The 16,488-nt window shown below is 59.0% G+C and carries 18 protein-coding genes; 9 read left to right on the forward strand and 9 right to left on the reverse strand.

Going from position 1 to position 16,488, the window contains the following annotated elements; genetic code table 11:
* Position 1: 1 nt before the first annotated feature.
* The 9 genes from GS605_RS06690 to GS605_RS06725 all read left to right on the forward strand — a co-directional run bounded on the left by GS605_RS06690 (position 2) and on the right by GS605_RS06725 (position 8,426).
* Complete coding sequence (locus tag GS605_RS06690) at positions 2-613, forward strand: molecular chaperone (RefSeq protein ID WP_171231802.1); 612 nt, start codon at positions 2-4, stop codon at positions 611-613.
* Between the two features lie 57 nt (positions 614-670).
* Positions 671-859: a ubiquinol-cytochrome c reductase iron-sulfur subunit N-terminal domain-containing protein gene (locus tag GS605_RS06695; RefSeq protein ID WP_171633057.1), complete on the forward strand. Its 189-nt coding sequence runs from the start codon at positions 671-673 to the stop codon at positions 857-859.
* Between the two features lie 105 nt (positions 860-964).
* Positions 965-3,859, forward strand: coding sequence for a formate dehydrogenase subunit alpha (locus GS605_RS06700; RefSeq protein ID WP_171633060.1), 2,895 nt, complete (start codon positions 965-967; stop codon positions 3,857-3,859).
* A gap of 12 nt (positions 3,860-3,871) precedes the next feature.
* On the forward strand, positions 3,872-4,465 hold the full coding sequence (gene fdh3B, locus GS605_RS06705; protein WP_010439472.1) for a formate dehydrogenase FDH3 subunit beta: 594 nt from the start codon (positions 3,872-3,874) through the stop codon (positions 4,463-4,465).
* Positions 4,466-4,576: 111 nt separating this feature from the next.
* On the forward strand, positions 4,577-4,927 hold the full coding sequence (locus GS605_RS06710) for a putative quinol monooxygenase (protein ID WP_171633062.1): 351 nt from the start codon (positions 4,577-4,579) through the stop codon (positions 4,925-4,927).
* A gap of 27 nt (positions 4,928-4,954) precedes the next feature.
* Positions 4,955-6,151: a formate dehydrogenase subunit gamma gene (locus GS605_RS06715; RefSeq protein WP_171723439.1), complete on the forward strand. Its 1,197-nt coding sequence runs from the start codon at positions 4,955-4,957 to the stop codon at positions 6,149-6,151.
* Positions 6,152-7,414 (forward strand): c-type cytochrome, encoded by a 1,263-nt coding sequence (locus GS605_RS06720; protein WP_171723440.1) that lies wholly within the window; start codon positions 6,152-6,154, stop codon positions 7,412-7,414.
* 13 nt (positions 7,415-7,427) lie between these two features.
* The gene (locus GS605_RS21185) at positions 7,428-7,553 is read left to right on the forward strand and encodes a hypothetical protein (RefSeq protein WP_256367747.1); all 126 of its coding nucleotides are present in this window, start codon (positions 7,428-7,430) and stop codon (positions 7,551-7,553) included.
* On the forward strand, positions 7,554-8,426 hold the full coding sequence (locus GS605_RS06725; protein WP_171723441.1) for a helix-turn-helix transcriptional regulator: 873 nt from the start codon (positions 7,554-7,556) through the stop codon (positions 8,424-8,426). It abuts the gene before it with no gap.
* Between the two features lie 49 nt (positions 8,427-8,475).
* Here the strand turns inward: GS605_RS06725 and GS605_RS06730 are convergent, their stop codons facing one another.
* The 9 genes from GS605_RS06730 to hydA all read right to left on the reverse strand — a co-directional run bounded on the left by GS605_RS06730 (position 8,476) and on the right by hydA (position 16,458).
* The gene (locus GS605_RS06730; RefSeq protein WP_171723442.1) at positions 8,476-9,291 is read right to left on the reverse strand and encodes a substrate-binding domain-containing protein; all 816 of its coding nucleotides are present in this window, start codon (positions 9,289-9,291) and stop codon (positions 8,476-8,478) included.
* 22 nt (positions 9,292-9,313) lie between these two features.
* The gene (locus GS605_RS06735) at positions 9,314-10,048 is read right to left on the reverse strand and encodes an ATP-binding cassette domain-containing protein (protein WP_171723443.1); all 735 of its coding nucleotides are present in this window, start codon (positions 10,046-10,048) and stop codon (positions 9,314-9,316) included.
* Complete coding sequence (locus GS605_RS06740) at positions 10,041-10,754, reverse strand: ABC transporter permease (RefSeq protein ID WP_171723444.1); 714 nt, start codon at positions 10,752-10,754, stop codon at positions 10,041-10,043. The genes GS605_RS06735 and GS605_RS06740 overlap by 8 nt, the downstream gene beginning before the upstream one ends.
* 158 nt (positions 10,755-10,912) lie before the next feature.
* Positions 10,913-11,902: an ABC transporter substrate-binding protein gene (locus tag GS605_RS06745; protein WP_171723445.1), complete on the reverse strand. Its 990-nt coding sequence runs from the start codon at positions 11,900-11,902 to the stop codon at positions 10,913-10,915.
* Between the two features lie 59 nt (positions 11,903-11,961).
* On the reverse strand, positions 11,962-12,807 hold the full coding sequence (locus GS605_RS06750) for an ABC transporter permease (protein WP_171231810.1): 846 nt from the start codon (positions 12,805-12,807) through the stop codon (positions 11,962-11,964).
* On the reverse strand, positions 12,804-13,721 hold the full coding sequence (locus tag GS605_RS06755) for an ABC transporter permease (RefSeq protein WP_171723446.1): 918 nt from the start codon (positions 13,719-13,721) through the stop codon (positions 12,804-12,806). Before GS605_RS06755 ends, GS605_RS06750 begins: the two co-directional genes overlap by 4 nt.
* Positions 13,718-14,161 (reverse strand): GNAT family N-acetyltransferase, encoded by a 444-nt coding sequence (locus GS605_RS06760; protein WP_253283241.1) that lies wholly within the window; start codon positions 14,159-14,161, stop codon positions 13,718-13,720. Before GS605_RS06760 ends, GS605_RS06755 begins: the two co-directional genes overlap by 4 nt.
* Positions 14,151-14,948 carry an ABC transporter ATP-binding protein gene (locus GS605_RS06765; protein ID WP_171723447.1) on the reverse strand — a complete coding sequence of 266 codons (798 nt, stop codon included), beginning with the start codon at positions 14,946-14,948 and terminating at the stop codon, positions 14,151-14,153. The genes GS605_RS06760 and GS605_RS06765 overlap by 11 nt, the downstream gene beginning before the upstream one ends.
* A gap of 55 nt (positions 14,949-15,003) precedes the next feature.
* Positions 15,004-16,458, reverse strand: coding sequence for a dihydropyrimidinase (hydA, locus tag GS605_RS06770; RefSeq protein ID WP_171723448.1), 1,455 nt, complete (start codon positions 16,456-16,458; stop codon positions 15,004-15,006).
* Positions 16,459-16,488: the final 30 nt, after the last annotated feature.

Genomic DNA, 16,488 nt, shown 5'->3' on the forward strand with positions numbered 1-16,488 from the left:
AATGACCGCAAGTGACGCGCACACTCTGGACGTTTCAGCCGAGGATCGCCTGCGCGCGGATTTCTACAACTTTCTGGGCTTGCTGCTGGCCGGTCCACCCGACCAGATGCTGCTGGATCAAATGGCGGGCCTCAGCGGTGATGACACTGATCTTGGTCAGGCCATCCAAGCCATGGCGCGGGTTGCAAAGGTCACCAAGCCCGCCGCCGCTGAACGGGAATTCAATGCATTGTTCATCGGTTTGGGTCGAGGCGAATTGCTGCCCTATGCCAGCTTCTACCTCACGGGTTTTCTGAACGAGAAACCTCTTGCGCAGCTCCGCAATGACATGGCCGTGCGTGGGATCACACGCGCCCAGAACGTGTTTGAGCCCGAGGACAACATCGCCTCATTGATGGAGATGATGGCCGGCATGATCGTTGGGCGTTTTGGCAGCCCGGCATCGCTTGAAGACCAGAAAGCGTTCTGGAGCAAACATATCGGCCCATGGGCCGCACATTTCTATTCGGATTTGGAAGCTGCTGAAAACTCGGTTCTCTATGCATCCGTCGGCACCGCCGGTCGGGTATTCATGGAGATCGAGCGCGAAGCGTTCCGGATGACAGCGGGGTAGCCCGCAAATCGCCGGTGCCCCGTGGGCACCAAACCGCAATTGGGACAGGAGGAGCCCATGAGCAAGACCAAGGAAGAAGGCGCCACACGCCGCGACTTCCTCAAACTGGCCGGAACCGCAGCACCTGCTGCCGTTGCCGCCGCCAGCCTGACCGGAAAAGCCGAAGCGGCCGAAACGCCGACAGACGACACCCGCATCCAGGATACCGCGCATACACGCGCCTACATCGAAAGCACCCGGTTCTAGGATCGGACGTTTTCACACCCGACTGACGGTTGCGATTGGCCCCGACGTCGGCTTCAGCAGTACCAAGCCAGCCGTGGCATACACGGCGCGCAAGGGAGGAAACAAATGCTTAGGAAAAAGACCAACGGGGTTGCGAGACGCCCCCAGCGGACAAGTATCCTGTCCCAAATCGGCGAGAATACCGTCGATCGCCGCGCATTCCTGCGTGGCTCGGGCCTGACGATCGGCGGCCTTGCCGCGATCAGCGCCACGGGTGGAACCGTGACGCCAGCCAACGCCCAGACCGCAGCCAACACGGCAGTCGAGAACATCAAATCCGTCTGCACGCATTGTTCGGTCGGTTGCACCGTGGTTGCCGAAGTTCAGAACGGCGTCTGGATCGGGCAGGAACCCGGCTGGGACAGCCCGTTCAACCTAGGCGCTCATTGCGCCAAAGGGGCCTCGGTTCGCGAGCACGCCCATGGCGAGCGCCGCCTGAAATACCCGATGAAAAAAGAAGGCGGAGAGTGGAAGCGCATCAGCTGGGAAGAGGCGATCAACGAGATCGGCGACGGCATGATGAGCATCCGCGAAGAAAGCGGGCCTGACAGCGTCTACTGGCTGGGTTCCGCCAAGCACAACAACGAACAGGCTTATCTGTTCCGCAAGTTCGCCGCCTACTGGGGCACGAACAACGTGGACCATCAGGCCCGGATCTGCCACTCGACCACTGTAGCGGGCGTTGCGAATACATGGGGCTACGGCGCCATGACCAACAGCTACAACGACATGCACAACAGCAAGGCGATCTTCATCATCGGCGGCAACCCTGCCGAGGCGCATCCCGTCTCGCTGCTGCATATTCTGCGCGCAAAAGAGCAGAACAACGCCCCGCTGATCGTCTGCGACCCGCGCTTTACGCGCACTGCGGCGCACGCGGATGAATATGTCCGTTTCCGCCCCGGCACGGACGTTGCGCTGATCTGGGGTATCCTCTGGCACATCTTCGACAACGGTTGGGAAGACAAAGAGTTCATCCGCACCCGTGTCTGGGGCATGGATCAGATCCGCGAAGAAGTTGCCAAGTGGAACCCGGATGAGGTGGAACGTGTCACCGGCACTCCGGGGTCGCAGTTGAAGCGGGTTGCCCGCACGATGGCCAACAACCGTCCCGGAACGGTTGTCTGGTGCATGGGCGGAACGCAGCACACCAACGGCAACAACAACACCCGCGCGTATTGCGTACTTCAGCTTGCACTGGGCAACATGGGCACCTCGGGTGGTGGCACCAACATCTTCCGCGGTCATGACAACGTTCAGGGCGCAACGGACCTTGGTGTTCTTTCCCATACCCTGCCCGGCTATTATGGCCTGTCCGCAGGCGCATGGGGTCACTGGGCCCGTGTCTGGGGCGAAGAACCTGAATGGCTGGCCGGTCAGTTCGCCACGATCAAGGACAAGGACGGCAAGGACAAACCGCTGCAGAACGAGCGCGGCATTCCCGTTTCCCGCTGGATTGACGGTGTTCTGGAAGACCCGGCCAACATGGATCAGGACAACAATGTCCGCGCCATGGTTCTGTGGGGCCACGCGCCCAACTCGCAGACCCGGATGACGGAAATGAAGACGGCGATGGAAAAGCTGGACATGCTGGTCGTTATCGACCCGTATCCCACCGTTTCCGCCGTTTTGCATGACCGGACCGATGGCGTTTACCTGTTGCCGGCCTGTACGCAGTTCGAAACCCGTGGCTCGGTCACGGCTTCGAACCGGTCGTTGCAGTGGCGCGACAAGGTGGTCGATCCGTTATTCGAAAGTCTGCCGGACGAGGTCATCATGGCCAAGTTCGCCAACAAGTTCGGCTGGGCGGATCGGTTCTTCCGCAATATCGAGATGGAAGACCCCGAAACCCCGAATGTTGAAAGCATCACGCGTGAGTTCAACTCGGGCCTCTGGACCATCGGCTATACCGGTCAGTCGCCGGAACGTCTGAAAAGCCATATGGCCAACCAGCACACGTTCGACAGAACCACGCTGCAAGCCATTGGTGGACCAAACGACGGCGAATATTACGGTCTACCGTGGCCCTGCTGGGGCACACCGGAAATGGGCCATACGGGGACACCAAACCTCTATGACATGTCCAAACCGGTGGCCGAAGGCGGCCTGACCTTCCGCGCCCGTTTTGGCGTGGAACGCGACGGCGACAACCTGCTGGCCGAAGGGGTCTATAGCGTTGGGTCGGAAATTCAGGATGGCTATCCAGAGTTTACGATGCAGATGCTGATGGATCTTGGCTGGGACGGTGATCTGACGGCCGAGGAACGCGCGGCCATCGACGCCGTGGCCGGACCAAAGACCAACTGGAAAACCGACCTGTCCGGCGGCATCCAGCGGGTCGCGATTGCACATGGCTGTGCGCCCTTCGGGAACGCCAAGGCCCGCGCGGTTGTCTGGACCTTCCCGGATCCGATCCCGCTGCATCGCGAGCCGCTCTACACGCCGCGGCGCGATCTGGTGGCCGACTATCCCACCTATGAGGACCGTCATGCCTATCGCCTTCCGACCTTGTATGCCTCAATCCAGAAGAACGACTTTTCAAAGGATTACCCGATAATCCTAACGTCTGGTCGTCTGGTCGAATATGAAGGCGGCGGTGATGAGACACGGTCCAATCCGTGGTTGGCCGAGCTTCAGCAGGACATGTTCGTCGAGATCAATCCGCGCGATGCCAACAACCTTGGCATTCGGGACGGATCACAGGTCTGGGTCGAAGGCCCCGAGGGCGGCAAGGTCAAGGTGATGGCGATGCTGACCAACAGGGTCGGTGCCGGCGTGGCCTTCATGCCGTTCCACTTCGGCGGCCATTTCCAGGGCGAGGACCTCAGGGAGAAATACCCCAAAGGTGCAGACCCCTATGTGCTGGGTGAAAGTACCAACACCGCCCAGACCTATGGCTATGATTCAGTGACCCAGATGCAGGAGACCAAGGCGACTCTCTGCAAGATCTGGGCAGCGTAAGGAGGACGATTAATGGCTAGAGCAAAGTTTCTCTGCGACGCTGAACGCTGCATCGAGTGCAACGCCTGCGTAACCGCGTGTAAGAACGAACACGAGGTGCCGTGGGGCATCAACCGCCGAAGGGTGGTGACGATCAATGACGGCAACCCGGGCGAACGCTCGATCTCGGTCGCCTGTATGCATTGTTCGGATGCGCCCTGCATGGCGGTGTGCCCGGTCGACTGCTTCTATCAGAACGAAGAAGGGGTCGTGCTGCACTCCAAGGACCTGTGCATTGGCTGCGGCTATTGCTTCTATGCGTGCCCCTTCGGTGCGCCGCAATACCCGCAGGCGGGCAACTTTGGATCGCGCGGCAAGATGGACAAATGTACCTTCTGCGCCGGCGGCCCCGAGGAAACGCACTCGACCGCAGAGTTCGCCAAATACGGTCGCAACCGGATCGCCGAGGGCAAGCTGCCCATCTGCGCCGAAATGTGTTCCACAAAGGCCCTGCTCGCCGGTGACGGCGACGTGGTTTCCGCAGTTTACCGTGAACGCGTCGTGGCGCGCGGTTTCGGCTCGGGCGCCTGGGGCTGGGGCACGGCCTACGACCAGAAAGACGGTTGAAATCCGGCTTTTGACAAAACAGCCTCCCGCCCTTTGCGGGGGGCTTTTCAGGTGATGTGATCGGGGATCCGTTTCCTGTAACGTCACAGCAAACAAATTTGAGAGGCGCGCATGACCAATGATGTTTACTGGCTGCTGAAGCTTGACCTCGATCTGGATAAAAAGGATGAGTTCGAAGCGCTTATGGCGGAAATGGTCGCGGCCACGCTGCAAGAAACCGGCGCCAGAAGCTATGAATGGCACATGACCGGTTCGGCCGTTCATATCTATGAACGCTATGCCAGTTCCGAAGATGCCATGATACATATGCAAAATTTTGGTGCTAATTTTGCGGAACGGTTTCTGGCGCTTCTGACGCCAGTGGGGTTGGACGTGTATGGTCCGGCCAAGGATGATCTTCGCGAAGCGCTCGCACCGGTCGGCGCCGTTTTTCACCAGCAAATCGGTGGATTTGACCGCTGATATGAAAATGCACAGGAGGATATCCCTATGCGTCTGATTCAGTTTCTGCTCGTTTCGTTTTTTCTGACCGGAGCCGCATGGGCGCAAGAGACCTCTGAACCCACGACGGATGAGCGCACCTCGACCGGCGGAGCGACAACGCTGGAAGACATTCTCGCCCGGCAGCGTGGTGAAACCGTCGACAACAGCTATCGTTCCGAGAACACTGGTCAGGGCAATGCCGAGGGGTTGCTGGGTCAGCTTGGCACCCGTGGAGTGGCCTCGGACAGTGACGTGTATCGCGCTTTGCGCTATGGCTCGGCTGATGTGACGGTGTCTTCTCATGGTCCGGCAGACAGCGTGCTGATTCAGGATGGCGGCATGTGGTGGCTGACCTTCCGCACTGGACCGCTGCGCGAATACGGCACCTATATCATTGCCGGGATGCTGGGCATCATCCTGTTATTTTTCTTGATCCGAGGCAAAATTCGCATCGATGGTGAGAAAACCGGCCGTACGGTCACGCGTTTCAACGGGTTCGAGCGGTTCGGCCACTGGTTGTTTGCCGGGTCATTCCTGATCCTTGGCGTCACGGGCCTGCTGACGCTTTATGGGCGCGACTTCCTGATCCCGGTTTTCGGGAAAGAGGGCTTTGCAACCCTCGCACAGGGCTGCAAGTGGTTGCACAACAATCTGGCCTGGGCCTTCATGCTGGGCCTGATCATCGTCACGGTAAACTGGATTGCCCATAATATCCCCAACCGCGTCGATCTGAAATGGCTGGCCGCGGGTGGCGGGTTGTTTACCAAGAACAGCCATCCACCGGCAAAGAAATTCAACGCTGGTCAAAAGATCATATTCTGGGCCTGCATCCTGCTGGGCGCCTCCATCAGCCTGTCGGGTCTGTCGCTGTTGTTCCCGTTCGAGATGCCCTTGTTTGCCAAAACCTTCCAGATCGCCAATGCGACCGGTATTCCGCAAATGATGGGCCTGAACCTGCCGGTGCAGATGTCGCCGCAGGAAGAAATGCAATATGCCCAGGTCTGGCACGTGATGGTTGCTTATGTGTTCATTGCGATCATCGTGGCGCATATCTATCTCGGCTCTGTCGGAATGGAGGGCGCCTTTGACGCCATGGGCACCGGCGAGGTCGAAGAACAATGGGCCCGTGAACACCACTCTTTGTGGCTGGAAGAAGTTCAGGAAAAAGAGGCAGGCAAAACCGCCGCCTCGCCTGCTGAATAGATGCGGGGGCTGGTACTGGCCCTGGCGCTGATCCCTCTGCCCGCCTTGGCCGAATTCTTCACACTCAAGGGACACGGCGGCCCAATCATGGGGATCGCCACAGCCCCGGACGGGCGTATCGCAACAGCCAGTTTCGACAATTCCGTCGGGCTGTGGGATGATCGGACCCCCGAATGGCTGGAAGGTCATGAAGCCGCCGTGAACGCCGTTGCCTTCAATGGCACGGCCATCTACTCGGCGGGAGATGACTTCACCCTGCGCAAGTGGCCCGGTGGCGACGTGGTTGGGCGACATCAGGGCAAGATCGTGGGTCTGGCAGCGTCCAAGACCCACGTCGCAACCGCCAGTTGGGACGGAATGATTGGGCTTTGGCCCGTGAACGGAGCCGCGCCCACAACTCTTGGACCGACGGGAAGCGGTGTGAACGCCGTAGTTTTTTCTTCTGACGGCACACGGCTTTATTCAGCAAGCATGGATGGGTCGCTGCGCATTTGGGATATCTCGACTGGGCAAGAGATCAACCGGCTCATCGAACACGGGTTCGGTATCAACGAGCTGGTCCTGAATGAACAGGACAACTGGATCGCTTACGGTGCCGTCGACGGAGTGACCCGAATACTGGACCTTTCCACCGGTGAAGAGCGCGATTTCACACTGGATCGTCGCCCGATCCTGGCCATGGCGCTCAGCCCGGATCGTCGGTTTCTGGCCGTGGGCGACGGCGAAGGCTATATAATGGTCATCGATACCTCGGACTGGCGCATCGCGCAGGACTTTCGCGCAACGTTGCGGGGGCCAGTCTGGGCCCTGGCCTTCTCGGTCGATGGTGAAAACATCCATGCTGGCGGGATCGACGAGGCCATGTACAGTTGGCCGGTCACCGCCCTGTCCGATCGGCAACAGATGGCTTTTGCCGAGCCAAGTTTTCTGCAAAACCCCGACGAGATGGACAATGGTGAGCGTCAGTTCGCGCGGAAATGCTCGATCTGTCACAGCCTCACCCCCAACAGCCAGCGCCGCGCAGGCCCCTCCTTGCACGGGGTTTTCGGCAGGCGCGCGGGCACGTTACCGGGATATTTGTACTCGGATACGCTGCAAGGCTCTGATATCATTTGGAATGACGAAACGATAAATGCTCTTTTCGACGAAGGGCCAGACCATTACATTCCGGGGTCCAAGATGCCGATGCAGCGAATTACACAAGCTCAGGATCGTCAGGATCTTATTGTTTTTCTGCGCCGCGCAACGGGTGCCCGGAACTGAACTGGAGGAGACCATGAAAGCCTTTCTTGCCGCGGTCGCCGCAATGGTCGTCATTGCAGTGGCAGCCCCTGTCGTGCTGGATCGGATCGGATTCACCGCCGCCGACGCCACGTCCGGCTCTGCCGTTCGCCTCGACTGAATGTCGCAATACCTGACCACCCGCGAACTGGCCGATTTGCTGCGCATCGGCGAGCGCAAAGCCTATGATCTTGCCTCCTCGGGCGAGGTGCCCTGTGTTCGCGCCATGGGCAAGCTGCTGTTCCCGCGGGCCGAGATCATTGCTTGGCTCAACGCGTCGCGATCCGGTCCGCAGGTGGCCGAACCGTCCCTGCCTCCGATTGTAGCAGGCAGCCATGATCCTCTGTTGGACTGGGCGCTGCGTGAAAGCGGATCAGGGCTTGCCACCTATTACGACGGCTCTTTTGACGGGCTGACACGGCTGAGCGAACGCAGCGCACAGGCGGCCGTGTTGCATATCCACGAAGACGGAGGGTTCAACGAAAAATCCCTGCGGGACGCCTTGGGCGAAGGGCCGGTGGTGTTGTACGAAGTCGCCCGGCGCAAGCGCGGGCTGCTTCTTGCCCCGGGCATATCGGATATCAAATCGTTCAAGGATCTCAAATCGCGCCGCGTGATCATGCGTCAGGACAGTGCGGCCAGCCAACACCTGTTCGATAGCCAGCTGGAAGCCCATGGCATGAGCCGAGACGATCTGGACGCAACCCCCGGCTGCGCACGCACCGAAGAGGAACTGGCCATCGCCCTTCACGGCGAAAAGGCCGAGGCCGGCTTTGGGCTGGGGGCTTTGGCAGGGCTTTACAACCTGGGTTTCGTCCCCACCCATTCCGAGAGGCTGGATCTGGCGATTTGGCGCAGGTCATATTTTGATCCGCCAATGCAGAAACTGATAACGCTGCTGCGCTCGGATCAATTTGCGCAAAGGGCCCGTGAATTCGGTGGCTACGACCTGTCGGGCCTGGGCACGATCCACCACAACGGTGCCAGCGGTTGAGCCCTCATCCGCCTTTTACCTTGTCAGGATGCGCCCGCCGCAGGCCGGCTTAGTCGGCGTTCGGAAAGAACACCTGCTGCCCGTCCAGCCTGAACGACGCAATCGCTTCCTGCCCGTCCGGCCCCGTCAGCCAGTCGATGAAACGCTGGCCGGCCGTCGCCCGCACATGCGCGTGCTTGTCAGGGTTCACAAGAATCACACCGTATTGATTGAACAGGCGCGGATCCCCTTCGACCAATACCTCAAGATTTCCCCGGTTTCCAAAAGACAGCCACGTGGCTCGATCCGTCAGCGTATAGGCATCCATTCCACTGGCCACGTTCAGCGTCGCGCCCATACCAGATCCGGTCTCGCGATACCAAGCACCCGAAGCCTCGGCAGGGTCCAGCCCGGCTGCGGACCAATAGCCCAGCTCGGCCTTGTGTGTTCCGCTGTCGTCACCGCGTGATGCAAACGGCGCTTCCACCTCGGCGATTTTCGACAGCGCGGCCAACACATCGACGCCGCGGCGAATTCCGGCAGGGTCAGACTTGGGGCCGACCAGAACGAAATCATTGTACATCAGATCCTTCCGCTCCACGCCCCAACCATCAGCAACGAATTTCTCCTCGGCCGGTTTGGAGTGAACCAAAAGAACATCCCCGTCCCCGTTGACGGCGTTCCGAATGGCTTGACCGGTTCCAACCGCCACGACACGGACATCGATACCTGAATCGGCTTCGAACCACGGCAGGATGTAATCCAACAGTCCCGAGTTCTGTGTAGATGTGGTCGACTGCACCACAATAAACGGTTCTTCCGCCGAAACCGCGCTGGTCAACAGGCCCACAGCCACCACCGCTGCCCGAATTGATTTCCGGAACATCACACTCTCCGCTTTCTGTATTTCATGTAACCAACCCGCCCGCCAAATAGCGGCGCGACGCATCGCTTTCGGGTGAATTCAAAACCTGTTTTGCCACACCGTGTTCCACGACATGCCCGCCCTGCATCATGACCACGTCCGAGGCCAAACGACGGGCCTGACCGATATCATGCGTCACCATCACGATCCGCACGGCCCGAGCCGATGCCCGCAATATCATTCGTTCGATCATCTGGGTCGCGCTGGGATCCAGAGCGCTGGTGGGCTCGTCCAGAAACAAGGTCTCGGGGTCCAGCGCCAGCGCACGGAGAATCGCCAATCGCTGCGCTTCTCCCCCGGACAATGACCGCGCGGGTTGTCTGGCCTTGCCGTCCAGCCCGCCTTCGGTCAGCAATTCGGCGATACGGGCCTTACGGGCCCTTCGCCCCATGCCTTGACGCTTGAGAACGAAGTCAAGGTTTGCCGCAACAGATCGGCGCAGCAGAACCGGTTTCTGAAACACCATGGCCTGGCGGGCTTTCTGTGCCGCGCCCAGCGGTTTTCCACCCTGGACGACCTGCCCCCGATCCGGCGTGATCAGCCCGTGCAGACAGCGCAGCAACAGGCTTTTGCCTGCACCGTTGGGGCCAAGAATCAAGGTTGGCCCCGGCCCATCCAGAACCAATGACGAGACGTCCAACAACGCCTTGCCGCTAGTGCGGATTTGCAGGTTCTCGACCTTCAGGCAGTTTACCCTGTCGCAGAGCAGGTCACGCATGACGCACCCCTTCCCGTTCGGCCCGCAGGCTGATCGCGCTGACCATCGCGTTCACGGCCACCGCGATCCCGATCAGGATTACCCCCAGCGCCAACGCCAGCGCCAAATTTCCCTTCGACGTCTCCAACGCGATCGTCGTCGTCATTACGCGCGTCACATGGTTGATGTTGCCGCCCACGATGATCACCGCGCCGACCTCGGCAATGGCGCGCCCAAACCCCGCAAGCAAGGCGGTAACCAGTGCCAGCCGCGCATCCCAGAGAAGCACGGGAACCGATGCCAGCCGCGACACGCCCAGTGATCGCAGCTGTTCGGAATATTCCTCGGCCAGCATTTCGACCACCTGCCGGGTCAATGCCGCGACAATGGGAGTGACCAACACGACCTGCGCAATGATCATGGCCGTCGGGGTATACAAAATCTCTAGCACACCCAACGGGCCGGAGCGGGACAGCATCAGATAGACCAGCAGCCCCACGACCACGGGCGGGAACCCCATCAAGGCATTCATCAGAACGATCAGCATCCGCCGCCCCGGAAACCTCGCCACAGCCAGAGCGGCACCGACGGGCATGCCGATCAGGGCGGAAATCAGAACCGCAAACACGGATACTTTCAGGGACAACAGCACAATCGCCCACAGCTCTGAGTCTCCCTCAAAGATCAGCGCGATTGCAGAGCTGAATTCTGATGCAAATCCCTGCATTTTTTTCCACTTTTTCGACATTCCGTGCGAAATGCGCTCATTTTCAGGTAAATACTACTCTGTTTTCAAATCGAGTACAGACACAAATCCGGCATTCAAAATGAAAAACGCGGCCCCGATTGGGACCGCGCTGGAATTTTTCGAATTGACGGCGTGCGTCAGTTCAATGCTGCATCAGTGATCTGATGCGTCCAGGCCCCTTCAGGCGTTTTGGTGATAACCGGATCAGACCCGCCTGCCAGCAATGTGTTGACGGTGCGTTCGAAATCAGCCGGGTCCAGCGCGCCGTTCGACCCTGCGGTCAACTTGGCTATCTCACCCATCATACGCTTTTGGTGCTCTTCCGTCTGAGCACCGGTTGCATCGTTTTCCAGAACGATTTCCGCCGCTTCGTCCGGGTTCTCCTCGGCATATTTCCAACCCTTCATCGACGCGCGAACGAACCGCTCCATCTTGTCGACGAAAGCCGCATCGCTCAGGTTCTCTTCCAGAACGTAAAGACCGTCTTCCAGCGTCGCCACGCCCTGGTCTTCGTATTTGAAGGTCACCAGCTCATCCGGGCTGACACCGGCATCGATGACCTGCCAGTATTCATTGTAGGTCATGGTGCTGATGCAATCCGCTTGACGCTGAAGCAACGGGTCGACGTTAAAGCCCTGTTTCAGAACTTCCACGCCGTTTTCGCTTTTGCCATCGGTGCTGATGCCCAACTGGCTCATCCAGCTCATGAAGGGAAACTCGTTGCCAAAGAACCAGACACCCAGCGTGCGGTTCTTGAGGTCCTCGGGCGACGAGATCCCGGCGTCTTTCCAGCAGGTCAGCATCATGCCCGAGCTTTTGAAAGGTTGCGCGATGTTCACCAGCGGCAGCCCTTTTTCACGGGCAGCCAGCGCGGCAGGCATCCATTCGACGGTCACATCGGCACCACCGCCTGCAATCACTTGCGTCGGAGCGATGTCAGGCCCGCCGGGCAGAATGGTGACGTCCAGCCCCTCTTCTTCGTAAAAGCCCTTGTCCTTGGCAACATAATAGCCCGCGAACTGTGCTTGCGTGACCCATTTCAGTTGCAATGTCACCTCATCCGCCGCCAGCGCCGCACTGGCTGCCAGGCTAAAGGCGGCAACCGCCCCGCTGAGTAGCTTGTTCATCTTCATTTCTCCTAGTTGCTTGTTGTGCCCCAATTTCGGGGTCTGTTGATTTCTTTGTTTTATCCGCGCTGTGACGGGTGCCAGAAGGTCACCACTTTTTCGATCCCCGCCACCAGCCCATAAAAGGCCGTGCCGGCCAGTGCCGCAACAACGATTTCGGCCCAGACCATGTCCAGCGACAATTGCCCGACACTGGTAGAGATCCGGAACCCCATACCAAGTGTCGGTGAACCGAAGAACTCGGCCACGATAGCGCCGATCAGAGCCAAAGTGGTGGAAATCTTCAACCCGTTGAAAATGAAGGGCATCGCTGCGGGCAAACGCAGTTTCATGAAGCTCTGCCAATAGGTTGCGGCATAGGTCTCCATAAGATCGCGCTGCATCGAGGTGGCTTCCCGCAAGCCTGCCACGGTGTTGACGAGCATCGGAAAGAACACCATCACAACCACCACCGCCGCCTTGGAGTGCCAGTCGAACCCAAACCACATCACCAGAATGGGGGCGGTTCCGACAATCGGCAGGGCGGCCACGAAATTGCCGACCGGCAACAGGCCCAGACGCAGGAAATCCCAGCGATCCACCGCAATCGCCATCAGAAAGGCCGCGATGCACCCGATGACATAGCCGCTGAGCGCGCCCTTGATGATGGTCTGCACAAAATCAGCCCACAGGATCGGAAGGCTGTCCGCAAACCGTACCGCAATTACCGACGGCGCGGGCAGGATGACCAGAGGAACCTCAAGCCCGCGCACCAGAAGCTCCCAGATCCCGATGACCGTCAGGCCAAAGATCAGCGGGGCCAGAAACCGCACCATTCGGGTGTCGGCATAAGGCCCGCTGGCCAACCGGCTGTTCAACCACCAGCCCAAAAGCCAAAGCAGGACAGCACACAAAACCAGTATCATTGCGCCATCCCCATTCGTTTCAGTACGGCACGTTCAATCAGCCCCAGCAACCCGACCAGGCATGCCGCCAGAACGGCAGCCGCGAACAGAGCCGACCAGATCTGTACCGTCTGACCGTAATAGCTGCCGGCAAGCAATCGCGCGCCCAGACCGGCAACAGCCCCTGTCGGAAGCTCACCAACAATGGCGCCGACCAGCGACGCGGCGATCCCGATTTTCAGCGAGGTGAACAGATACGGCATGGATGCCGGCAGGCGCAATTTCCAAAAGCCCTGAGACCGACTGGCGTTATACGTCCGCAACAAGTCCAGCTGCATCGCATCGGGGCTGCGCAGGCCCTTGACCATGCCGACGACAACCGGAAAGAAACTCAGATAGGCCGATATGATCGCCTTGGGAATGATGCCCTGGATACCAACGGAATACAGCACCACAATGATCATCGGCGCCAGCGCGATGATCGGAATGGTTTGACTGACAATGGCCCATGGCATGACCGACAGGTCCATAACGCGGCTATGCACGATACCCACGGCCAGAAGGATCCCCAGGCCGGTGCCAATCGCAAATCCCAGCATCGTCGCGCTGAGCGTGACCCAGCCATGATAGATCAGCGACCGTTTCGAAGTGATCTTTTTCTGGACCGTCGTTTCCCACATTTCTACGGCGACCTGATGCGGGGCCGGCAGTCGAGGCCGGTCCTGTTCCCACGTGGCCGGGATGGCGAATGTGTTGTTCAAAACAAGACCAACCTCGGACATGTCCCGCCGGTCCTTGGCAGACGGCGGCTGTACGACGGCCCCCGCGCGTTCCTGTTCGGTCAACACGCCCTTTATGTTCATCGGAATACAGGCCACGTACCAGAACAGAACAATTGCGGCGATGACTGTGAATACGGCGATGACTTGCTTCATGCACGCCACTCCATCCGATAGACGGGCACGGTATCCGGCGGCACAGGGGGTTCCTCGGCAGTCACTTCAAACCCTTCACGGCGATAAAAACGTTGCGCCGCCGTATTGGGCCGGTGCGTCGTCAGCCAGAGAAAATTTCGGCCCTCTTTTGCTTTGTCGACAAGGCGCTTGCCGATACCCTGCCCCGTCCGGCTGCAATACAGCGCGCCGATTTTATTCTGTGCCGGGTCCAATGACATGTAGCAATCGACCGGATCACCTGCGACCCACATTTCACGGCTGTCGAATGCGTCGCTGATCAGCTTCGCCAGTTCATCAACCGGCAGTTCGTCGGGCATCCAGTCCGTTTGCGTGGCCCAGTCATGAACAACCCTGGCACAGGCAGGCACATCACCTGGCGCCGCGCGCCGGATTTTATCCGCATTCAACTCAGCCATCATTGGAATGCCCACCCCGCAAACCTTCGCGCACGCGATGCGCGACCTCGATGAATTCCGGGGTGTCGCGGATGTCCAGCGGCCGTTCCTTGGGCAGCGGGCTGTCAATCACATCGGCGATCCGCCCGGGCCGTGGGCTCATCACCACGATCTTTGTGCTCAGATAAACCGCCTCGGGAATGGAATGCGTCACAAATCCGATCGTCTTTTCCGTACGCGCCCAAAGCTCAAGAAGCTGCTCGTTCAGATGGTCCCGCACGATCTCATCCAGCGCCCCGAACGGCTCGTCCATCAGCAGGATATCCGCGTCGAACGCAAGGGCCCGAGCAATACTGGCCCTCTGCTGCATCCCACCGGACAACTGCCAGGGGAACTTGCCGCCAAACCCTTCCAAATCAACTAGTTCCAGGACTTTTTTCACCCGTTCATCCTGTTCGGCAGCAGGGTATCCCATGATCTCAAGAGGCAGTTTTATGTTCTTTGCAATAGTACGCCAGGGATATAGGCCCGCCGCCTGAAAGACATACCCGTACGCCCGGTTTCGACGCGCCTCATCAGGCGTCATGCCATTGACGGTCAGCGTCCCGTCCGTAGGTGTCTCCAGGGCTGCGATACAACGCAGAAAGGTGGTTTTGCCACAGCCGGACGGCCCGATGAAACTGACGAAATCGCCCTTGTCTATTGTCAGGTTCACGTCTTTAAGCGCGTGTACAGGCCCATCATTGGTGTGGAATGTCAGGTCTAGCTGCCTTGCCTCGATGACGGGCTGGGTCGTGCTTTCAGTGTTCATTTTATTGCCTTGAAAAGAGTGGTGTCAGGGCCGCCAGCAAAGCGGCCCCAACCGATCAAACACCGGTCGCCGGAATTCCTGTCCGCTCGACGGGTCTTGGGGTGGTCAGCTCTTTCCAGGTGCTCAGCGCCTTGTTGACGGTGGTGTTCGCCTCACGCGCGACAAAGTCCCCATGACCTTCCTGCGTCCGGATTTCACCGTCATGCACCGCCACCTGACCCCGCGTCAGAGTAAAGCGCGGCAGACCTTTGACCTCTTTGCCCTCGAACACATTGTAGTCGATCGAAGATTGCTGCGACGCGGCGCTGATTGTCTTGCTTTTCTCAGGATCCCAAACAACAAGATCAGCATCCGCCCCGACCAGAATCGCACCCTTTTTAGGATAGCAATTCAATATCTTGGCAATGTTTGTTGAAGTGACAGCCACGAATTCGTTCGGTGTCAGACGTCCAGTGTTGACCCCATGTGTCCACAACATCGGCATCCGGTCTTCCAGCCCGCCGGTGCCGTTCGGGATCTTGGTGAAATCCCCTACGCCAAAGCGTTTCTGTTCGGTTGTGAAGGCGCAATGATCGGTTGCAACCACGCTCAGCGTTCCCGATTGCAGGCCATTCCACAGGCTGTCCTGATGCTGTTTGTTGCGGAACGGAGGGCTCATGACCCGTCGCGCCGCATGGTCCCAATCCTGATTGAAATATTCACTTTCGTCCAATGTCAGGTGCTGGATCAGGGGTTCTCCCCACACCCGTTTACCCTGCATTTTTGCCCGGCGGATGGCTTCATGCGCCTCTTCGCACGAGGTGTGAACAACATACAGCGGGACACCCGCCATGTCCGCGATCATGATCGCTCGGTTGGTGGCTTCACCTTCCACCTGCGGTGGGCGCGAATACGCATGTGCCTCGGGGCCGGTATTGCCTTCGGCAAGCAGCTTGGCACTCAGCTCTGCCACCACATCTCCGTTCTCGGCATGCACCAGGGCGGTACCGCCAAGCTCGGCAAGACGCTTGAACGAGGCGAACAGCTCATCATCATTCACCATCAGCGCGCCCTTGTAGGCCATGAAATGCTTGAAGGTGTTGATACCGCGCGTCTCGATCACGGTTTTGATGTCGTCGAACACCTGTTCCCCCCACCAGGTCACCGCCATGTGGAACGAATAGTCACAATTGGCCCGTGTCGACTTGTTGTCCCAACGTTTCAGCGCATCCAGCAGGCTTTCACCGGGGTTCGGCAGTGCAAAATCAACAACCATGGTAGTGCCGCCCGCCAGGGCCGCCCGCGTCCCGCTTTCAAAGTCATCGCTGGAATAGGTGCCCATGAACGGCATTTCCAGATGGGTATGAGGATCAATACCGCCCGGCATCACAAAACAGCCGGTTGCGTCCAGTTCCTTGTCCCCCGTCAGGTTCATGCCGATTTCGGTGATCACGCCACCCTCGACCAATACATCCGCCTTGTAAGTCAAATCCGCGGTGACAACGGTTCCGTTTTTGATGACAGTACTCATTTTGAACTCCCTGATGCGGTCTGCGCCGCT

The sequence above is a fragment of the Ruegeria sp. HKCCD7559 genome (assembly GCF_013110575.1).
Classification (GTDB): Bacteria; Pseudomonadota; Alphaproteobacteria; order Rhodobacterales; family Rhodobacteraceae; genus Ruegeria.